16 protein-coding genes are annotated in these 16,930 nt (G+C 72.5%); 4 read left to right on the top strand and 12 right to left on the bottom strand.

The window, feature by feature from the left end:
• Positions 1-309 precede the first annotated feature (309 nt).
• The 8 genes from ABZ883_RS18490 to ABZ883_RS18455 all read right to left on the bottom strand — a co-directional run bounded on the left by ABZ883_RS18490 (position 310) and on the right by ABZ883_RS18455 (position 7,960).
• Positions 310-1,095: an alpha/beta fold hydrolase gene (locus ABZ883_RS18490; protein ID WP_360907097.1), complete on the bottom strand. Its 786-nt coding sequence runs from the start codon at positions 1,093-1,095 to the stop codon at positions 310-312.
• A 98-nt stretch (positions 1,096-1,193) separates the two neighbouring features.
• On the bottom strand, positions 1,194-2,198 hold the full coding sequence (locus ABZ883_RS18485) for a zinc-dependent alcohol dehydrogenase family protein (RefSeq protein WP_360907095.1): 1,005 nt from the start codon (positions 2,196-2,198) through the stop codon (positions 1,194-1,196).
• An 85-nt stretch (positions 2,199-2,283) separates the two neighbouring features.
• Complete coding sequence (locus ABZ883_RS18480; protein ID WP_360907093.1) at positions 2,284-2,868, bottom strand: TetR/AcrR family transcriptional regulator; 585 nt, start codon at positions 2,866-2,868, stop codon at positions 2,284-2,286.
• A gap of 127 nt (positions 2,869-2,995) precedes the next feature.
• On the bottom strand, positions 2,996-4,144 hold the full coding sequence (locus tag ABZ883_RS18475; RefSeq protein ID WP_360907091.1) for an NlpC/P60 family protein: 1,149 nt from the start codon (positions 4,142-4,144) through the stop codon (positions 2,996-2,998).
• A gap of 128 nt (positions 4,145-4,272) precedes the next feature.
• Positions 4,273-5,841: a glycosyl hydrolase family 18 protein gene (locus tag ABZ883_RS18470; protein WP_360907089.1), complete on the bottom strand. Its 1,569-nt coding sequence runs from the start codon at positions 5,839-5,841 to the stop codon at positions 4,273-4,275.
• A 131-nt stretch (positions 5,842-5,972) separates the two neighbouring features.
• Positions 5,973-6,239 (bottom strand): hypothetical protein, encoded by a 267-nt coding sequence (locus tag ABZ883_RS18465; protein WP_360907087.1) that lies wholly within the window; start codon positions 6,237-6,239, stop codon positions 5,973-5,975.
• A gap of 34 nt (positions 6,240-6,273) precedes the next feature.
• A complete protein-coding gene (locus tag ABZ883_RS18460; RefSeq protein ID WP_360907085.1) occupies positions 6,274-7,026 on the bottom strand; it encodes a TetR/AcrR family transcriptional regulator in 753 nt (250 codons plus the stop codon).
• A gap of 31 nt (positions 7,027-7,057) precedes the next feature.
• Positions 7,058-7,960, bottom strand: coding sequence for a diiron oxygenase (locus ABZ883_RS18455; RefSeq protein WP_360907083.1), 903 nt, complete (start codon positions 7,958-7,960; stop codon positions 7,058-7,060).
• Between the two features lie 52 nt (positions 7,961-8,012).
• Between ABZ883_RS18455 and ABZ883_RS18450 the strand changes: the two genes are divergently transcribed.
• Complete coding sequence (locus ABZ883_RS18450) at positions 8,013-9,110, top strand: ferritin-like domain-containing protein (RefSeq protein WP_360907081.1); 1,098 nt, start codon at positions 8,013-8,015, stop codon at positions 9,108-9,110.
• 3 nt (positions 9,111-9,113) lie between these two features.
• On the opposite strand, the gene ABZ883_RS18445 is transcribed toward ABZ883_RS18450, so the two are convergent.
• Entirely contained in the window at positions 9,114-10,580 is a 1,467-nt protein-coding gene (locus ABZ883_RS18445) for a penicillin-binding transpeptidase domain-containing protein (RefSeq protein ID WP_360907411.1), read from the bottom strand.
• On the bottom strand, positions 10,577-11,977 hold the full coding sequence (locus ABZ883_RS18440) for an FtsW/RodA/SpoVE family cell cycle protein (protein ID WP_360907079.1): 1,401 nt from the start codon (positions 11,975-11,977) through the stop codon (positions 10,577-10,579). The genes ABZ883_RS18445 and ABZ883_RS18440 overlap by 4 nt, the downstream gene beginning before the upstream one ends.
• Before the next feature lie 95 nt (positions 11,978-12,072).
• On the opposite strand from ABZ883_RS18440, the gene ABZ883_RS18435 reads away from it, so the two are divergent.
• From ABZ883_RS18435 to ABZ883_RS18425, 3 genes are all read left to right on the top strand, one after another.
• A complete protein-coding gene (locus ABZ883_RS18435) occupies positions 12,073-12,753 on the top strand; it encodes a pentapeptide repeat-containing protein (RefSeq protein ID WP_360907077.1) in 681 nt (226 codons plus the stop codon).
• A 354-nt stretch (positions 12,754-13,107) separates the two neighbouring features.
• On the top strand, positions 13,108-13,695 hold the full coding sequence (locus ABZ883_RS18430) for a pyridoxamine 5'-phosphate oxidase family protein (protein ID WP_360907075.1): 588 nt from the start codon (positions 13,108-13,110) through the stop codon (positions 13,693-13,695).
• 152 nt (positions 13,696-13,847) lie between these two features.
• A complete protein-coding gene (locus tag ABZ883_RS18425; RefSeq protein ID WP_360907073.1) occupies positions 13,848-15,056 on the top strand; it encodes a transglycosylase family protein in 1,209 nt (402 codons plus the stop codon).
• Between the two features lie 49 nt (positions 15,057-15,105).
• Here the strand turns inward: ABZ883_RS18425 and ABZ883_RS18420 are convergent, their stop codons facing one another.
• Entirely contained in the window at positions 15,106-15,552 is a 447-nt protein-coding gene (locus ABZ883_RS18420; protein WP_360907071.1) for an SRPBCC family protein, read from the bottom strand.
• Between the two features lie 106 nt (positions 15,553-15,658).
• A complete protein-coding gene (locus ABZ883_RS18415; protein WP_360907409.1) occupies positions 15,659-16,741 on the bottom strand; it encodes an ATP-grasp domain-containing protein in 1,083 nt (360 codons plus the stop codon).
• Positions 16,742-16,930 lie beyond the last annotated feature (189 nt).

The raw sequence follows: 16,930 nt of genomic DNA, 5'->3' as shown, positions 1-16,930 counted from the left end.
CGTAAGGCGCCACCGGCCCGATCGCCACGGCCGGATCACCCTTGTTCGCTGGCGGTTCTTCCTCATCAGGGTGGTGCTGAAGCCCGGGGCGATCGTGCCCTGCGCCTCGGTGGGGCGACTGCGCCGTGAATCGTGGCGCGGCGGACTCGTCCTGCGGACCTACGCGGGGGAGGAGGTCGCCTTTTTCTGGTTCGACGGGTCCCTGTGGAACCTGTTCTACGACTTCTCCCGCGTCTTCGGCGACGCGATGCGGCCGCACGCCGGCTCAGCCCGGGGCCGGGCCGCGTCCCCCGGGCCTGCCGGCGCCGGTCAGCGGGCGAGGAACGGGACGAGCGCTGCGAGGAGTTCGGCGGGCGCGTCGAGCGCGACGAGGTGGGCCGACGCGGGGAACTCGACGAACTCCGCGCCGGGGATCTCGGCGGCGTACCGGCGGGCGATGTCCCGGAAGTCGGCGACGTCGAGGCCACCGACTCCGACGAGCGTGGGCACGGCGAGCGTGGCGAGGTCGGCGTCCGAGCCGCCCTGGGACTGCTCCGAGACAGTCTCCTGCTGGGTCAGCGCGATCCGCAGTTGGTCCCGCAGTCGTTCGGCCAGTCCCGGGGCCACGTCCTCCCAGCCGCGGTTCGGGCCGCGAAGCCACATGTCCAGGTTGACGCGGACGGCGCCGTCGAGGTCGCCCGCGGCCAGGGCGGCCGTCTCGGCCTCGTCGTACGCGACCATCTCCGCCGACCAGTCGTACCCCCGCCACGGCGGGGCGAGCAGCGCGAGCGAGTGGACCCGGTCCGGGTGGGTGAGGGTGAAGTCCGCGGCCACACGGGCGCCCCAGGACGCGCCGACGATCCGGACCCGGTCGTGACCGAGATGGTCCAGCAGCCCGATCAGGTCGTCGGTCTCGCTGAACGGGCCGGTCGGCACCGCGGATTTGCCGAAGCCGCGCAGGTCGTACCGGACGACGGTGTACCGCTCCGCCAGGCCGGGCACGATCGCGTCCCACATGCGGTGGTCGGCGACGCCGGCGTGCACGAGGACGACGGGAGGGCCCTCGCCGGTGACGGTGCAGGAAAGATGGCCGAGGTGATCCTTGAGTATGAGCATCGCGTGCATACTCGCGGGTCGGCGCCGCACGGGCCACCGAATTACCTCGGGCGTCCGGCCGTTGGCCCGGGGCCGGGCCCCGGGCCGGACCCGGGTGCTCAGCCGGTGACGTCGACCACGATCCTGCCCGCGGCGGAGCCCTGTTCGACGGCGGCGTGCGCCTCGGCTGCCGTGGCGAGGGTGAACCGCCGGGGGTCGACCCGCGGGCGCAGGGACCCGGCGTCCGCCAGGGCCGCCGCCTCGCGCAGGATCTCGCCGTGGTGCTCGCGCCCCCGGCCGGTGAGCAGCGGCAGCAGCGTGAAGACCCCGGAGTAGGTGGCGCCGCGGAAGGACAGCGGCGCGAGGCTGTGGGTGCCCCAGCCCAGCGCGCTCACCACGTGGCCGGTCCAGGTGCGCGCGGCGGCGAAGGACGCGTCGAGGGTCTCGCCGCCCACCGTGTCGTAGACGATGTCGAAGCCCTCGCCACCGGTGTGCTCGGCGACGTAGTCCTCGACCGGGGTCGTGGTGCGGTCGATCGGGGTGGCGCCGAGTTCCGCGATCGTCCCCAGGCTGTGCGGGGCGCCGGTGGCGAAGACGCGGGCGCCGCGGGCCCGCGCGAGCTGCACGGCGACATGGCCGATGCCGCCGGCGCCGCCGTGCACGAGCACGGTGTGGCCCTCGCGCACCCCCGCCCGGTCCACCAGGCCCTCCCAGGCGGTGACGAAGACCAGCGGCAGGGCGGCGGCCTCGCGCATGCTCAGAGCGGCGGGCTTGCGGGCCAGCAGCCGGGCGTCGACGGCCGCGTACTGCGCGAGCGAGCCCTGGAGGCCCCCGACGCCGCCGGTGAGCCCGAGGACCTCGTCGCCCGGGGCGAAGCCGGTGACCTCCGGGCCGACCGACTCGACCACGCCGGCCAGGTCCAGGCCCAGCACCGCGGGCAGCCGGCTGCGGGCATGGGCGGCCTTCCCCGCGCGGATCTTGGTGTCCAGCGGGTTCACCCCGCTGGCCTCGACCCGGACCAGCACCTCGCCGGGGCCGGCGACCGGGACCGGGAGTTCGCCCAGCGCCAGCGGGCTGCCGAAACGTTCCAGCACCACCGCGCGCATCGAGGGCTTCGCAGGCATGATCTCTCCATTCGAACAGACAGGTCTGTTTTGTTTGGCTCGGGAAGGACCCTCGTCCGCAGCGGGGACGAGGGGCCGGTGGGGGTCAGACGGCCGGCGGGCAGGCCCGCTCGACGATGGCACGGGCGGCGGCCTTGGCGGCGGCCGGCATGGCGGGGTTCTGTTCCAGCTTGCCCGCGGCCAGCGTGCCGTCGATCAGCAGCGTGAGCTGGAGGGCCAGTTCGTCGGGGTCGCCGGCCCCGGCCGCCTCGGCCAGGTCGCGCACCCATGCGCGGACGGTCCGCTTGTGCTCGGCGGTCACCTCGTGCGGCAGGCTCCCCGGCTCGCTCTCGGCGGCGGCGTTGATGAACGGGCAGCCGTGGAAGCCGTGCCGCCGGAACGACGCGTCGACCGCGTCGAACAGGCCGGTCAGCTGCTCGCGCGGATCGTCGCCGGCCGCCAGCGCCGCGGCCCGCAGCCGGCCCCGCCAGGAGTCGTCGACCCGGCGCAGATACGCGGCGGCCAGTTCGTCCTTGGAGGGGAAGTGCACGTACAGCGTCGACTTGGCCACGCCCGACTCCGCGATGATGCGGTCGACGCCCACACCGCGCAGCCCGTGGGCCGAGAACAGCTCCTCGGCCGTGGTGAGGATGCGCTCGCGCGCCGGGAGGCGCCTGGCCGTGGCGGGCATGCCGGTCACCTGCTTCCGCCGGGGGCCCGGCGGGCCCTTCCCGGCAAAACTAACAGACAGGTCTGTCCGATGCGCTGTGGCACCGGTCACACCGGTCCTGTCGCTCACGCACGCGCGCGAGCCGTCGTCAGCCGGCGAAGCCGCCGTCCGAGGCCCGGTCCTTCGCGGAGTCGGGAGTGGTCGGCGAGACGTAGTGTTGCATCGACGGCTCGTCGGGGTCCGGGCGGACCGCCCCGAGGATCGGGTTCGCGGCGATCGGGGAGATCTTGACGACGCTGCCCGGGCGGGGCGCCTGGATGACCATGCCGTCGCCGATGTACATCGCGACATGCGTGGCGCCGGGGAAGAAGATCACGAGGTCGCCGGGGCGCAGCAGGTTGAGCGGGATGTGCGGCAGCTGCTTCCACTGCTCCTGGCTGGTGCGCGGGATCGGGGTGCCCGCGTGCAGCCACGCCTGCGAGGTGAGCCCGGAGCAGTCGTACGCCTCCGGGCCCTCGGCGCCCCAGACATAGGGCTTGCCGATCTGCGCGTAGGCGAAGCTCAGCGCGCTGTTGCCGATCTTGGAGGGCGCGAGCGAGAGGTTGCCGAGCTGCCCCGAGCGCAGGAACTCCTCCTGGGCCCGGTTGATGCCCTGCTGTTCCAGTCGCTGGAGGTCGGCGAGCTGAGTGCCCGTCAGGCCGGCGAGGATCGCCTCGACCTGCCCGAGCTGGTCCTCGATCTCCTCCTTGGCCTCGCGCTGCCGGGCCGCGAGCTGGAGCGAGCCGTCCAGCGCGTGCTGCTGGGCGCGGCTGAGCGCGGCGATCCGCTTCTCGCCGTTCTCGAGCTGGGCGACCAGTTCGGCCTGGGTGCCGGCGGCGCGGTCGAGCAGGTGGCCCTGGGTGAAGGCGTCCTGCGGGTTCCCGCTCAGCAGCAGGCTGAGGTAGGGGGAGACCCCGCCCTCCTTGTACTGCTCGCGGGCGAGCTGTCCGGCCAGCGCGCGGGCGTCGGCCAGCGCGGTGCGCTCCTCGGCGAGCTGCCGGTCCAGGCGGTCGGCCTTGCCGCGGTTCTCGGTGAGTTCGGACTCGGCCTGGTCGTAGGTCTCCGTGGCCTCCTCCGCCCTGAGGTAGAGGTCCTGGAGCCGTTCCAGAAGGACGACCAGGGTCGGGCCGTGGGGATACGGGTCGTCGGGCACGGCCTGCGCGTTCTGCGCGGGCAGTCCGAGCGCCGCGGCGGCCAGCAGCGTCCCGCAGACGAGTGCCCTGCGCACCCACTCCTTGGGCCTGCTTGCTGCTGACATCCCTTCACCTCCGACTGTATGACCGGCTGCTTGACGGTAGATCCTTACATGACCGGGTCGGCTGCGACAGGGTGACCTGGCCGGAACGGGTGGCTCCGCGGCAATTGGAGCCACCCGTTATCTCCGTGTCAGCCAAAGTACGAATCGAAGTTCTTCTGGAATTCCCAGTTGCCGAATTTGTCCCAGTTGATCGACCACGTCATCAGGCCGCGCAGATTCGGCCATGTTCCGTGCGGGGTGTAGGAACCGCAGCCGGTCCGCTTGGTCAGGCAGTCGAGTGCTTTGTCGACATCCGCCGGGGTTGTCCAGCCATTGCCCGCATTGGAGGTCGCGGGCAGCCCGACGGCGACCTGGGAGGTCGCGAGCGCCGGGAAGGCATTGGCCGTGTTGCCCGCCACCGGGAATCCGGTGAGCAGCATGTCGGTCATCGCCACATGGAAGTCGGCGCCGCCCATCTGGTGGTACTGGTTGTCCAGACCCATGATCGGCCCGGAGTTGTAGTCCTGGACGTGGAGCAGCGTCAGGTCGTTGCGCAGTGCGTGGATGACGGGAAGGTACGCGCCCGCCCTCGGGTCCTGCGCCCCGTTGGGGCCGGGACCGTAGAACTGGTAGCCGAGCTGGACGAAGAAGGTCTCGGGCGCCATCGTCAGCACGAATCCGCTGCCGTACCTGGCCTTGAGGGTCTTCAGCGCGGAGATCAGGTTGACCACGACCGGTGTGGTCGGGCTCTTGAAGTTCGTGTCACCGGCGTTGAGGGAGAGCGAGTGCCCCTCGAAGTCGATGTCGAGGCCGTCCAGCCCCCAGGTGTCGATGATCCGGCCGACCGAGGCGACGAAGGCGTCCCGGGCGGCGGTCGTCGTCAGCTGCACCTGGCCGTTCTGGCCGCCGATCGAGATCAGCACCTTCTTGCCCTGCGCCTGCTTCGCCTTGATCGCGGCCTTGAAGTCCGCGTCGGACTCCACGTTCGGGCACTCGGCGGCGGGGCAGCGGTTGAAGCGGATGTCGCCCGAGGTGACCGTGGTCGGTTCGCCGAACGCGAGGTCGATGTAGTCCCAGCTCGCCGGGACGTCGGCCATGCGCACATAGCCGGAGCCGTTGGCGAAGCTGGAGTGCAGATAGCCGACCAGGGCGTGGGAGGAGGGGCCCGGGGGTGTGTCCGTCGGGGTGGGCGTGGGGGTCGGGGTGTCCGTCGGCGGCGGTGTGGTCACCGGGCCGCCGGGGCCGGTGAGCGAGGCGTCGTCGGCCCAGAACGTGGGCTGGGCGTACCAGCCGTGGACGTAGACGGTCGCGCTCGTCTGGCTCGCGCCGGTCGTGAAGCTCACGCTGAGCTGCTGGTACGCCCCGCCGGTGCCCGGGGTCCAGGTGCCGGCCCCGCCGTCCACGCCGATGTAGACGTAACTTCCCTTGACCTGCGTGGAGTAGGTGTACGTGGTGCTGGGGGCCACGGTGACCGTCTGCTTGCACTGTGCGGTGCCGGACGGGCCCGGGGTGCCGGCCAGTGCCCAACTGCCGCTTTTCGCCTGGCCGGTGACCGCCTGGGTGGTGCCCGCGTCGCAGCTCCAGCCGGTCAGACTGCCGTTCTCGAAACCGCCGTTGACCAGGAACTCGCCCGCGTGCGCGGAGGGCGCGAGGGCGACCAGCCCGCCGAGGGCGGCGGTGAGGGCGAGGGTCGCCGTCGCGGCGACGAGGGATCTCATGGGGACCGCTCCTTCGGGGGCGAGGAGATGTGCGCATGACAACTCGCAGCAAACAGGTCTGGACCAATCCTGTCAATGGTCCGGACCGGAACGCGGCGCGGTCGCCCCCGCGCGCAGCCGGGCGGCGGCGCTCAGGCCCCGCGCTTCGACCAGGGCCAGCGCGGCTTCTCCGGCCGGTTCCCCTCGGGGTCGTAGACGAAGACCCACCGCGTACGGCGCTGCTCGCGCGTCCCCGGGCTGGGCTCGCGGTGGTAGACGTGCACGACCGGGGCCGCGCCGTCCGGTTGCGGCACCGGCACCTCGTACACCTTCGGGGGCTGCCCGGTGATGCCGGTCAGCACCCCCAGCACGCGGCCGTCCAGCGGCCCCCCGACGAATTCCGTGTCCTCATGCCTCACGGGGTCAGCGTAGGCCCTTCGGTGGGGCCCGTGTTCACGGAATGGCAGGTGGGAGCAGATGTGCGACGGCCTGTGCGAGCGGTGCCACCCGGCGGGCCAGGTCGCCGGCGGGACTGCCCGGGCTCTCCCTTCCCAGGGCGGCCAGCGCGACCTCGGCGGTCTCCTGGTCGGTGGTGGAACTGACCAGCAGCAGCGCCGTGAAATGGTCCACCAGCCACCGCCGCAGCTCGTGGGCCGGCGGCTGCTTGCCCTCGTCCAGCCAGGTCAGCGACACCGCCTCCACGCTCGCGATCCAGGAGCGCACCATCATCGCCAGCCGCGGCCCGGGCCGCGGTGCGCCCAGGTGCATGAGGATCTGCTCGGCGGCGCTGCGCCGCACCTCGTCCACGATGGCGCCGGTGCGGCTGGTCTCGGCGACGCTGCCGCCGCGCAGCAGCGCGGAGTACGCGGCGTCGTGCTCGTCCACGTACGACAGGTAGCGGTCCAGCGCGTTCGACAGGCGCTGGGTCATCTCGCCGGCCGCGGGCTCCACGAAGCACTCCCGCAGCTCGTCGGCGGCATTGCGCATGGCGGCCTCGTACAGCTGCTGCTTCCCGCCGGGGAAGTAGCGGTAGACCAGGGGGCGGGAGACGCCGGCGGCGGCGGCCACGTCGTCGACCGACACGTCCTCGGGGCGGTGGTGTCCGAAGAGGTCCACGGCGGCGGCGAGCAGCTGGGCACGGCGCTGCTCGACGCTCAGCCGGCGGTAGGCGGGGGCGGCGGGCGCCGGCGTCGAACTGCCGTTCATGACCGCCAGCGTATCCGGCCCGCCCGCCGTCCTACCCGAGAAGTCCCGAGGTGCGCCACATCCGGCGTATCCCGCGGCCCTCGAACATGCCGACCTCCTCCAGGAAGTCCATCAGCTTCTTCGCCGCCTGCCGCATCACGTCGCGCCGGTGCGGGCTGGTGCGGGCCAGCTCGGCGGCGTACCGCGGGTCCAGCCCCACCGAGGCGTACACCTGCGGGCTGATCAGCGACCGCGCGATGACCCGGGCCGCCTCGGCGGAGGAGACCCTGGTGAAGGCCAGTTCCCAGCGGGGCGCGCCGGCCATCTGCCGGCGCAGTTCCTCGCGGGCGTAGCGGATGTGCCGGGCCTCCTCGACCACGTGGATGCGGGTCACGCCGCGGGTCAGCGGCTGCACGCGCTCGTCGGGGAAGGTCAGGCGCTGCATCCAGTCGAGGATCTCCTCGGCGAGCAGGGTGCCCGTGAACGCGTTGGGCGTGGTGGAGACGGTCTTCAGCACCCGGCCGAGATTGTGGTCCAGCCGGGTCGGCCGGTAGACGGGCGTGCCGAGCTTGGTCACCAGCCGCGCGAACATCTTCGAGTGGCGGCACTCGTCCGCGATCTCGGTCAGCGCGTAGCGCACGTGGCCGCTGGTGGGGTCCAGGTCGTAGGAGTGCCGCAGCAGCAGCTGCATCAGGATGATCTCGAACCAGATGCCGATCGAGGCCAGTGAGGCGGCCTCGTGCCGGCTGAGCTCGATCCGCTGCTCCTGCGACATGTGCTTCCACAGCGGGGTGTCGTACAGGGAGACCAGTTCGGGGGGCCAGAACCACGCGCCCTCCTCGAAGGGGGCGTCCCAGTCGAGCTCGGTGTCCGGGTCGAAGGAGTGCTTCGCGGAGGCGTCGAGCAGCCGCTCCGCCACTTTTTCTCGCGTTGCAAGAGGGGTGCCAGCGGTCATGCTCTTATGAGACTGTGTGTCAGCAAGCTCGTCAAGAGTCGAGGAGGCGCCAATGACGTCGCAGGACCACCTGTGGGAGATCCCGGCCTCCGGAGCGGCCCGTTTCTCCTGGGAGTACGACGACGGGCGCGACCGGCTGCTCGCCCTCTACCAGAAGGGCAAGGACAAGCAGTGGGACGCGGTCACCCGCATCGACTGGGACCTCGAGGTCGACCCGTACGACCCGCTCGGCGTCCCCGACCAGAACCTGACCCTGTACGGCACGTCCCACTGGGACAGGATGTCCGAGCAGAACAAGCGCGATCTGCGCCGCGCCTACGCCTCCTGGCAGTTCAGCCAGTTCCTCCACGGCGAGCAGGGCGCGATGGTCTGCGCGGCCCGCATCGTGGAGTCGGTCCCCGACCTGGACGCCAAGTTCTACTCGGCGACGCAGACCATGGACGAGGCCCGGCACGCCGAGATCTACTCGCGCTTCCTGCGGGAGAAGGTCGGCATGGTCTACCCGGTCAACGACTCGCTCCAGGCACTGCTCGGCGACACCCTGCGCGACGCGCGCTGGGACATGCCCTACCTCGGCATGCAGGTGCTCATCGAGGGCCTGGCGCTGGCCGCCTTCGGCATGCTCCGCGACACCACCGACAAGCCGCTGCCCCGGCAGATCCTCACCTACGTCATGCAGGACGAGGCCCGGCACGTGGCCTTCGGGCGGATGGCGCTGCGCGACTACTACCGGCAGCTGTCCGACGCCGAACTGCGCGAGCGCGAGGAGTTCGTCATCGAGGGCTGCTACCTCATGCGCGACCGGCTGCGCGGCGCCGAGGTGCTGGAGGACTTCGGCATCCCGCGCCAGGAGGCCGAGGAGCTGAGCGAGCGGTCGGAGTATCTGCAGCTCTTCCGGAAACTGCTGTTCAGCCGCATCGTGCCGTGCGTGAAGGACATCGGCCTGTGGGGGGAGCGGCTCCAGCGCGCCTACGTCGACATGGGCGTCCTGGAGATGGGCGACTCCGATCTCGACCTGCTGATGGCCCAGGACGAGGAGATCGCCGAGAAGCTCGACGCCGAGCGGTTCGCCAGGGAGGAGGACGCGCGGGTCGCCGAGGTCGCCTCCACCATCGCGCTGGGACGGCAGGGCGACGGCGGCGGGGCGTGAGCGTCAGCCGCGGCGCAGCACCGCCTCCATCACCGCGCGGGCGACCGGCGCCGCGTTGCCGCCGCCGCTGATGTCCGCGCGGTCGGCCGCGGCGTCCTCGACGACGACCGCGACGGCGACCCGCGCCGGGCCGCCCGCCGAGTCCTTCGCCCAGGCGATGAACCAGGCGAAGGGGGTGCCGCGGTTGTTCTCGCCGTTCTGCGCGGTGCCGGTCTTGCCGCCGACCACGGTGTCCGGGATGGCCGCGTTGCGGCCGGTGCCCGACCGGACGACCTCGGTCATCATCGTCTGCATGTCCCGGGCCACCACCGCGTCCATCACCTGCCCGTAGGCCCGGTCGCCGGTGAGCGCGACCGGCAGCCCGGAGCTGTCGGTGGTGCGGTCCACCAGGTGCGGGTACATCAGCGTGCCGTCGTTGGCGACCGCCGCGGCGACCATCGCCATCTGCAGGGGCGTGGCGCGGGTGTCGTACTGGCCGACGGAGGACAGGGCCAGTTGCGCGTCGTCCATCGTGCGGTCGAAGACGCTGACCGCGGCGTGCGAGGGGATGCCGAGCGAGTCGTCGTTGAAGCCGAAGGCCTCCGCCGTCTCCCGCATCGCGGTCAGGCCGACGTCGTCGCCGAGCTTGCCGAAGACGGTGTTGCAGGAGATGGCGTACGCCCGGAGCAGCGGCGCGTCCTCGCAGTCCTCGGCGTCCGACTCGTTGCGCAGCGAGGTGGTCGAGCCCGGCAGCCGGTAGGGGTTGGGCGAGTCGGTCGGTTCCTCGATGTCGGTGATCGTGCCGCTGGTCAGCGCCGCCACCGCGGTCACCGTCTTGAACGTCGAGCCCGGCGGGTACGTCTGGCGCAGCGCCCGGTTGAGCATCGGCTGGTCGCGGTCGGAGATCAGCGACTCCCACGCCGCGGTGACCTTCGGACCCGTCCCGGCGATCCGCCCGGGGTCGTACGAGGGGGTGCTCACCAGCGCCAGGATCCGGCCCGTCGCCGGGTCGAGGGCGGCCACCGCGCCCTTGTTGCCGCCCAGCGCCTCGTACGCGGCCCGCTGGGCGGCCCGGTCGATGGTGGTCCGGACGTCGCCCGCGGGCTGCGGCTGCCGGGTGATGGCGTTCCACACCGGCAGGCCGGCCAGTTGCGGGGAGGTGCCGGACAGGACGGGGTCCTCGGCGGCCTCCAGCAGCGTCGTGCCGTACGTCTGGGAGGCGAAGCCGGTGACGGGCGCGTACAGCGGGCCGTCGGTGTAGCTGCGCTCGTAACCGAGCGGGCCGCTGGTGGCGCGGGAGCCGGTCACCGCGAGGTTGCCGGCGAAGATGTCGCCGCGGGGCCGCTCGTAGCGGGCGACGGCCACCCGGCGGTTGGCCGGGTTCTCGTTGTACGACGGGGCGCTGAAGACCTGCAGCCGGGTGGCGTTCACCAGGAGCGCGACGAAGAGCAGCATGCAGAAGGCGGCGGCCCGGCGGGCGTGCGGGATCACCACGGCACCGCCGTGACCGGGCCGGGGACGGGCCGCCGGGCGGTGTCGCTGAGCAGCACCAGCAGCGCCACCATCACCCAGTTGGTGACGACGGAGGAACCGCCCTGCGCCAGGAACGGCATCGCCATGCCGGTGAGCGGGATCAGGTCGGTGACCCCGCCCGCGATCACGAAGACCTGGAGCGCCCAGATCGAGGCCAGCCCGATCGCCAGCAACCGCCCGAACGGGTCGCGGATGGCGAGCCCCGCGCGGTAACCGCGCGCCACGAGCAGCCCGTAGAGCAGGAACAGCGCGGTCAGCCCGGTCAGCCCCAGCTCCTCGCCCGCCGTGGCCAGGACGAAGTCGGACTTGGCGGCGAAGCCGATGAGGGCCGAGTGCCCCTCGCCCAGGCCCGTGCCCAGCAGGCCGCCGGCCGCGAACGCGAACAGCGACTGGGCCAGCTGCCCCGGCCCCTGCCCGGCCTCGATGCTCGCGAAGGGGTGCAGCCAGTCCTGCACCCGGGAGTGCACGTGCGGTTCGAGGGAGCCGACCAGGAACGCGCCCGCGGCCGACAGCAGCAGCCCCATCGCCATCCACCCGGTCCGCCCGGTCGCGACGTACAGCAGGATCACGAACAGCCCGAAGAACAGCAGGGACGTGCCCAGGTCGCGCTCCACCACCAGCACGCCCACGCTGATCGCCCAGACCGCCAGCACCGGCCCGAGCACCCGGCCCGTCGGCAGCTGCAGCCGCCGGAAGCGCCAGATGTGGCGGCCGGTGTACGCGAGCGCGCTGCGGTTGTCCGCCAGGTACGCGGCGAAGAACACCGCGAGCAGCACCTTGGCGAACTCGCCGGGCTGGATGGACAGTCCGCCGAAGCGGATCCAGAGCTTCGCCCCGTTCACGGCCGGGAAGAGGATCGGCGCGATCATCAGCGCGAGCGCGGCCACCACGCACACGTACGCGTACACCGACAGCGCCCGGTAGTCCCGCAGGGTGAGGACCACCAGGAGGAACAGCGCGACCCCGGCGCCCGACCAGACCAGCTGCGCGGGCGCGGCCGAGTCAGGGGTGGACAGGTCCAGGCGGTGGATCAGCACCAGGCCCAGGCCGTTGAGCAGCACCGCGATCGGCAGCAGCAGCGGGTCGGCGTACGGCGCGCGCAGCCGGACCGTCAGGTGCGCCAGCAGCGCCGGCGCGCCGAGGGCGGCCCCGTAGCCCGCGGCGCCGGGCGGCAGGGTGCCGTCCCTGGCCAGGCCGACATTGCAGTAGCCGTACACCGAGATCAGGACCGCCCCGCAGAGCAGGGCCAGTTCCACACCGCGGCGGCGGTGCGGCGGCGCACCGGGCCCGGGCTCCTCCAGGCTCCGCCGGGGGGACTCCCACTCGGGCGAAGCACTGGGGGAGGGTGCACTCATGGGCGAAAGGTATCAAAAGGACATCATTCGCCCCTGGTGTTCGGCCGCTGCCGGGTCCTCATGGCGCTGTCGGTGGGGGCGGCTACCGTGGCGGCATGACCCACAAGGCGCCGACTTCCCTGGACGAGCTCCCGTACGCCCATGTGCTGGAGCCCTTCGCCGAGTCCCGGCTCTTCGTCGAGGAGCGGTACGACACGCTGCACTTCGCCGGGCTCACCCTCGACGACCAGGACGCGGGCGGCGCCCAGTTCCTCGAGTGCGCCGTCACCGACTCCGTCCTCAACGGCGGCAGCCTGCGCCGGGGGCGGCTCAACGAGGTGTGGCTCCAGGGCGACCGGTTCGTCGGCACCTCCTTCGCCGAGACCAACTGGACGGACGTCACCGCCGACTCGTGCGTGTTCGCCGGGGTCGAGGCCTTCGGGGCGGTGCTGCGGCGCGTGGTCTTCCGCCGCTGCAAGTTCGACTCCGTCAATCTGCGCGGCGGCTCGCTCCACGAGGTCGTGTTCGAGGACTGCGTCCTGCGCGACGTCGACCTCGGCGGCGCCCGGCTGAAGGAGGTCGCCTTCCCCGGCACCCAGCTCGAACGGCTGCGCATCGGCCACGCCGAATTCGCCGGCACGGACCTGCGCGGCACCACCCTCCTCGACCTCGCCGACGGCCACGAGTACCTGCGCGGCGCGACCATCGGCAGCGCCCAGCTGCTCGACCTCGCCCCGGCCCTGGCCGCCGCCCTCGGCATCGAGGTCCGCGACGACGACGTGCGCGCACGCCGCTGACCCGGGCACCTGCCCCTGAGCGCATCGCAGTTCCCGGCGCCGCGGCGCGACCACCGACCAGCACAGGACGCGCTTCGGCCTCGGGGCCCCGCCACACCGCGGAGGAGGTCCTGCGCGGGACCGGCCTGTCCGGGAAGCCCGCGATCGATGTGTGCCGCCGGGGCCACGGCCTGCCGCGGCAGGCCCGGTTCGCCACCGACCGCCTCGGCCGCAGGCTCTCCGGCATCCGCGGGGACGGCGTTCCCCTCTCCGGCGGCCAGCACCCGTGGCGGACGGACGGCCCGGCAGGGCCGGCATCCCGACACGACCGGCGCAGGGCCGCGGAATCCGTGCCACCGCCGGAGAATCGCGGGCATGGGAAAGACCTATGCACGCATCGACGGGCGCCTGCGCGCCTTCATCGAAGAGCAGAAGATCTTCTTCACCGCCACCGCGCCCTTGTCGGGCGACGGCCGTGTCAACCTCTCGCCCAAGGCCCTCGACGGGTCCTCCGCCCTCCTCGACGAGCACACCTTCGTCTACGCCGACCTCGGCGGCAGCGGCGCGGAGACCATCGCCCACCTCAGGGAGAACGGCCGCATCACCCTGATGTGGTGCGCCTTCACCGGGCCGCCGTCCATCGTGCGCGTCCACGGGCGCGGCGAGGCGGTGCTCCGCGACGACCCCCGCTGGGACGCGCTCGTCCCGCACTTCTCCGACGAGGTCCGCAAGCGCACCGACGTGCGCGCGATCATCGTCGTCACCGCCGAACGGATCAGCGACAGCTGCGGGTTCGCCGTGCCGTACATGGACTTCCGCGAGGAGCGGGACCTGCACACGCAGCGCTTCTCGCGCGAGACCGACGCGTCCTTCAACGACTACTGCGCCGCCAAGCCCCATGTCGGTACCAGCCTCGACGGCCTTCCGGCCCTCCCGCTCCCGCTGCCGCCCCGGACGTCCTGACCCGGCACCCGTACCGCGCCGACGGCTCAAGTCGACGCGGTGCGGTGGTGATTGGGGCGCACGGGCGATTCCCGGACGCGCTCTTGCGGCGACAAGATCCCTCTGTCGTACTTGTACGGCCTTATGCCCGGAACCGGAGAGGTGGTCCCCCCATGCCCGTACGGCCCGTACGAGGTCGCCACCGCAGACCCCAGCCGCCCGGCCGCCTCTCGCAGATGTCCGTGGCCGTGACGGCCGCGTCCGGTGCGGGGCTGGCGCTGCCGCTGATCGCCGCGACCGGCGCGGGGGCGGCGACGGCCGGCACCTGGGACAAGGTCGCGCAGTGCGAGAGCAGCGGCAACTGGAGCATCAACACGGGCAACGGCTACTACGGCGGGCTGCAGTTCACGCCGTCGACGTGGAAGGCCTACGGGGGGACGGCGTACGCCTCACGCGCGGACCTGGCCACCAGGGACCAGCAGATACGCGTCGCGGAACGCGTGCTGGACGGGCAGGGGCCGGGGGCGTGGCCCGTGTGCTCGCAGCGCGCCGGGCTGACGCGGGGCGGACCGGAGCCGCGCACGAAGATCCCCGCGCAGAAGAAGACGCGGACCGAACGACCCGCCGCGCACGAGCATGTGACGAAGCCCCAGCAGCGGCCGGAGCAGCGGCGGGACGGCCATGACGCGGCCTACCGGGTCGTCAGCGGGGACACTCTCTCCGGTATCGCCGAGGAGCAGGACGTCCACGGCGGCTGGTCGCGGCTCTACGAGGCGAACCGCCCGGTCGTCGGCGCCGACCCGGACCTCATCTTCCCGGGCCAGGAACTGGCGCTGCCCGGCGGAACGGCCAAGGCGGCGCCGCACACCAAGCCACCGGCCACGTCAGGCAAGCCCGCGGCGAAGGCCAGGCCCGCGGCCAAGCCCGCGGCCAGGCCCAAGGCCAAGGCAAAGGAAAAGGCCAAGCCCGCCGCCGCCACCGCGTTCGTGGCGCCGGTCGGCGGATCCCTGGGCACCCCCTACCACCGGGCCGGCGCGCACTGGGCCAGCGGCTACCACACCGGGCAGGACTTCGCCGTGCCCACCGGGACCTCGGTGAAGGCCGTCGCCGCCGGCACCGTCGTCGAGGCGGGCTGGGGCGGGGCGTACGGCTACCAGGTGGTGATCCGGCACGACGACGGGATGTACACGCAGTACGGCCATCTCTCGTCGCTGACCGTACGGGCCGGGCAGTCGGTGTCCGCGGGACGGCAGGTGGGACGCTCCGGGTCGACGGGCAACACAACCGGGCCGCACCTGCACTTCGAGGTCCGCACCGGCGAGGGCTACGGGACCGACGTGGACCCGATGGCCTATCTGCGCCGGCACGGAGTGCGCATGTGATGTGCTGCGGGGCGGCTCGTGCGGACCGCCCCGCGCCGGCCGCGGTACGTCAGCGTTCGCGCTCCACCAGGTCCTTGAAGCGCCGCAGGTCGTCGCGGACCGTCCGTTCGATCGCGCTGACCTGGGCGAAGCCCTTGGGGCCGCCGAACGCCTCACGCACCTCGCCGGCGTCGTACTCCATGCGGACCTGCACCCGGCTGTGCTGCTCGTCGATCGGCAGGACCGAGCACGTCCCGCTCATCTCCGGGGTGCCGCTGGTGCGCCAGGCCATCTCGCGGGTCGCACCGCGCGCCCGCGGCCGGTCGGAGATCTCCGCCTCGATGGAGGCGTCCTCGCCGCCGCCGCGCGCCACCTCCAGCCGCGCCCTGCTCTCCCCCTCGGCCGCGGCGTCCAGGACGCCGCCGACGAACTGCGGATACTCGCCCACACTGTGCAAGTGCTTCCACGCCACCTCGGACGGAACGCCGAGGTCGATCTGTTCCTCGAGTCTGCTCATGGACTGCCACCTGCCTTCCTCCCTCCAGCCTGCGCCCGCGGCGTCGCCCCCGCCACGTTGCCCGTCCGGTGCCCCGGGCGGCGGTCCGCCCGGGGCACCGCACCGGTCAGGCCACGCTGCCGATGGACTCGGGCGTGACGGTGGCGGGCGTCGTCGGCATCACGACGGGAACGCTGTCCGGGACCTCGGTGACCGCCTCGGTCACCGCGACCCGGCCGCCGAGGCGCGGCGCGGCGGTGAGGCCCGCGTCGCCCTCCAGCAGGAGGCGTACGGCCGCCCAGGGCAGGTTCACCCCGGTGAAGGCCGTCTGGAAGATCCCGGCGGAGGGCCGGGGGTTGGCCTCCAGCAGGACCGGCTCCCCGAAGCGGTGGCGCAGTTGCACATTGGAGAGGTACGCCAGGCCGAAGTGGGCGATCAGCCGGCGGGCGATGCCGGTCATCTCAGGGTCGTCCAGCAGCAGCCGGTAGCGGCCGTCCTTGGCGCGCGGGATCGCCGCGAGCAGTTCGCCGCCGCGGGTGGACAGGCAGTCGACGCTGACCTCGGGCCCCTCCAGATAGGGCATGACCATCAGCGGGGGCACGTACTCGCCCTCGTCCGCGGCCTGCTTCATCGCCTGGGCGACCGCGTCGACCGAGGCCATGGGACGGGCCGGCTCCAGCAGGTCGCGCAGGACCATCGGCCGGTCCTCCAGGATGCGGAACCCGAAGGCGGAGAACTCGCCCGCGGGCTTGAAGCAGAGCGTCTCGCCGGTCGCCGACAGCTCCTCCACGGCCGTCCGCAGCCCGTCGGCGTCCTTCACCACCCGCCACGGCGGCACCGGGATGCCGGCGGCGAGCGCCTCCTCATATGTACGGCTCTTGTTGGTCAGCACTTTGACGGAGCGCGCCGGGGAGCACATCAGCCGTGTGCCCACGGCGGCGAACTCGTCCGACAGTCCGGCCAGTGCGCTCAGCCGCCGGGGCGGGATGAGCACGTCGATCGCGTGACGGCGGCAGAAATCGAGGGCGAATTGGGCGTACACCGGGTCGGCGACGTGCCGGGGTTCGACCTCGGCGACATCGCAGGCCGCGAGCGCGGCCGCGGTGGGATCGACGTTGGTGCCGTAGATGCGCACATCCACGGCATCGGGGTTCGCGCGCAACATGGCCATCACCTGTGTGGTGGCCACCCCCGCGCTGCTGAGCCATATTCGGAGGGCTATCGGACGCTCCCCTCAGGGCCTGGACGGCCGGCCCGTGGGCATGCAGGCATGCTGCGGCACGGGCTTCCGCCGTTCGGGATCATGTGTGAGGCGGATCATACTGCCGTTCGATGACGCCGGTGTTTCCGGTCCGGGGAGCGCAAGGGAAGAGCACACGGCGTGCCGTCACCCGACCGC

The organism is Streptomyces sp. NPDC046977 (assembly GCF_040644455.1).
Taxonomy (GTDB): domain Bacteria; phylum Actinomycetota; class Actinomycetes; order Streptomycetales; family Streptomycetaceae; genus Actinacidiphila.
Note: the sequence above shows the minus strand (reverse complement) of the source record. Positions and strands in the feature narration are given on the sequence as shown.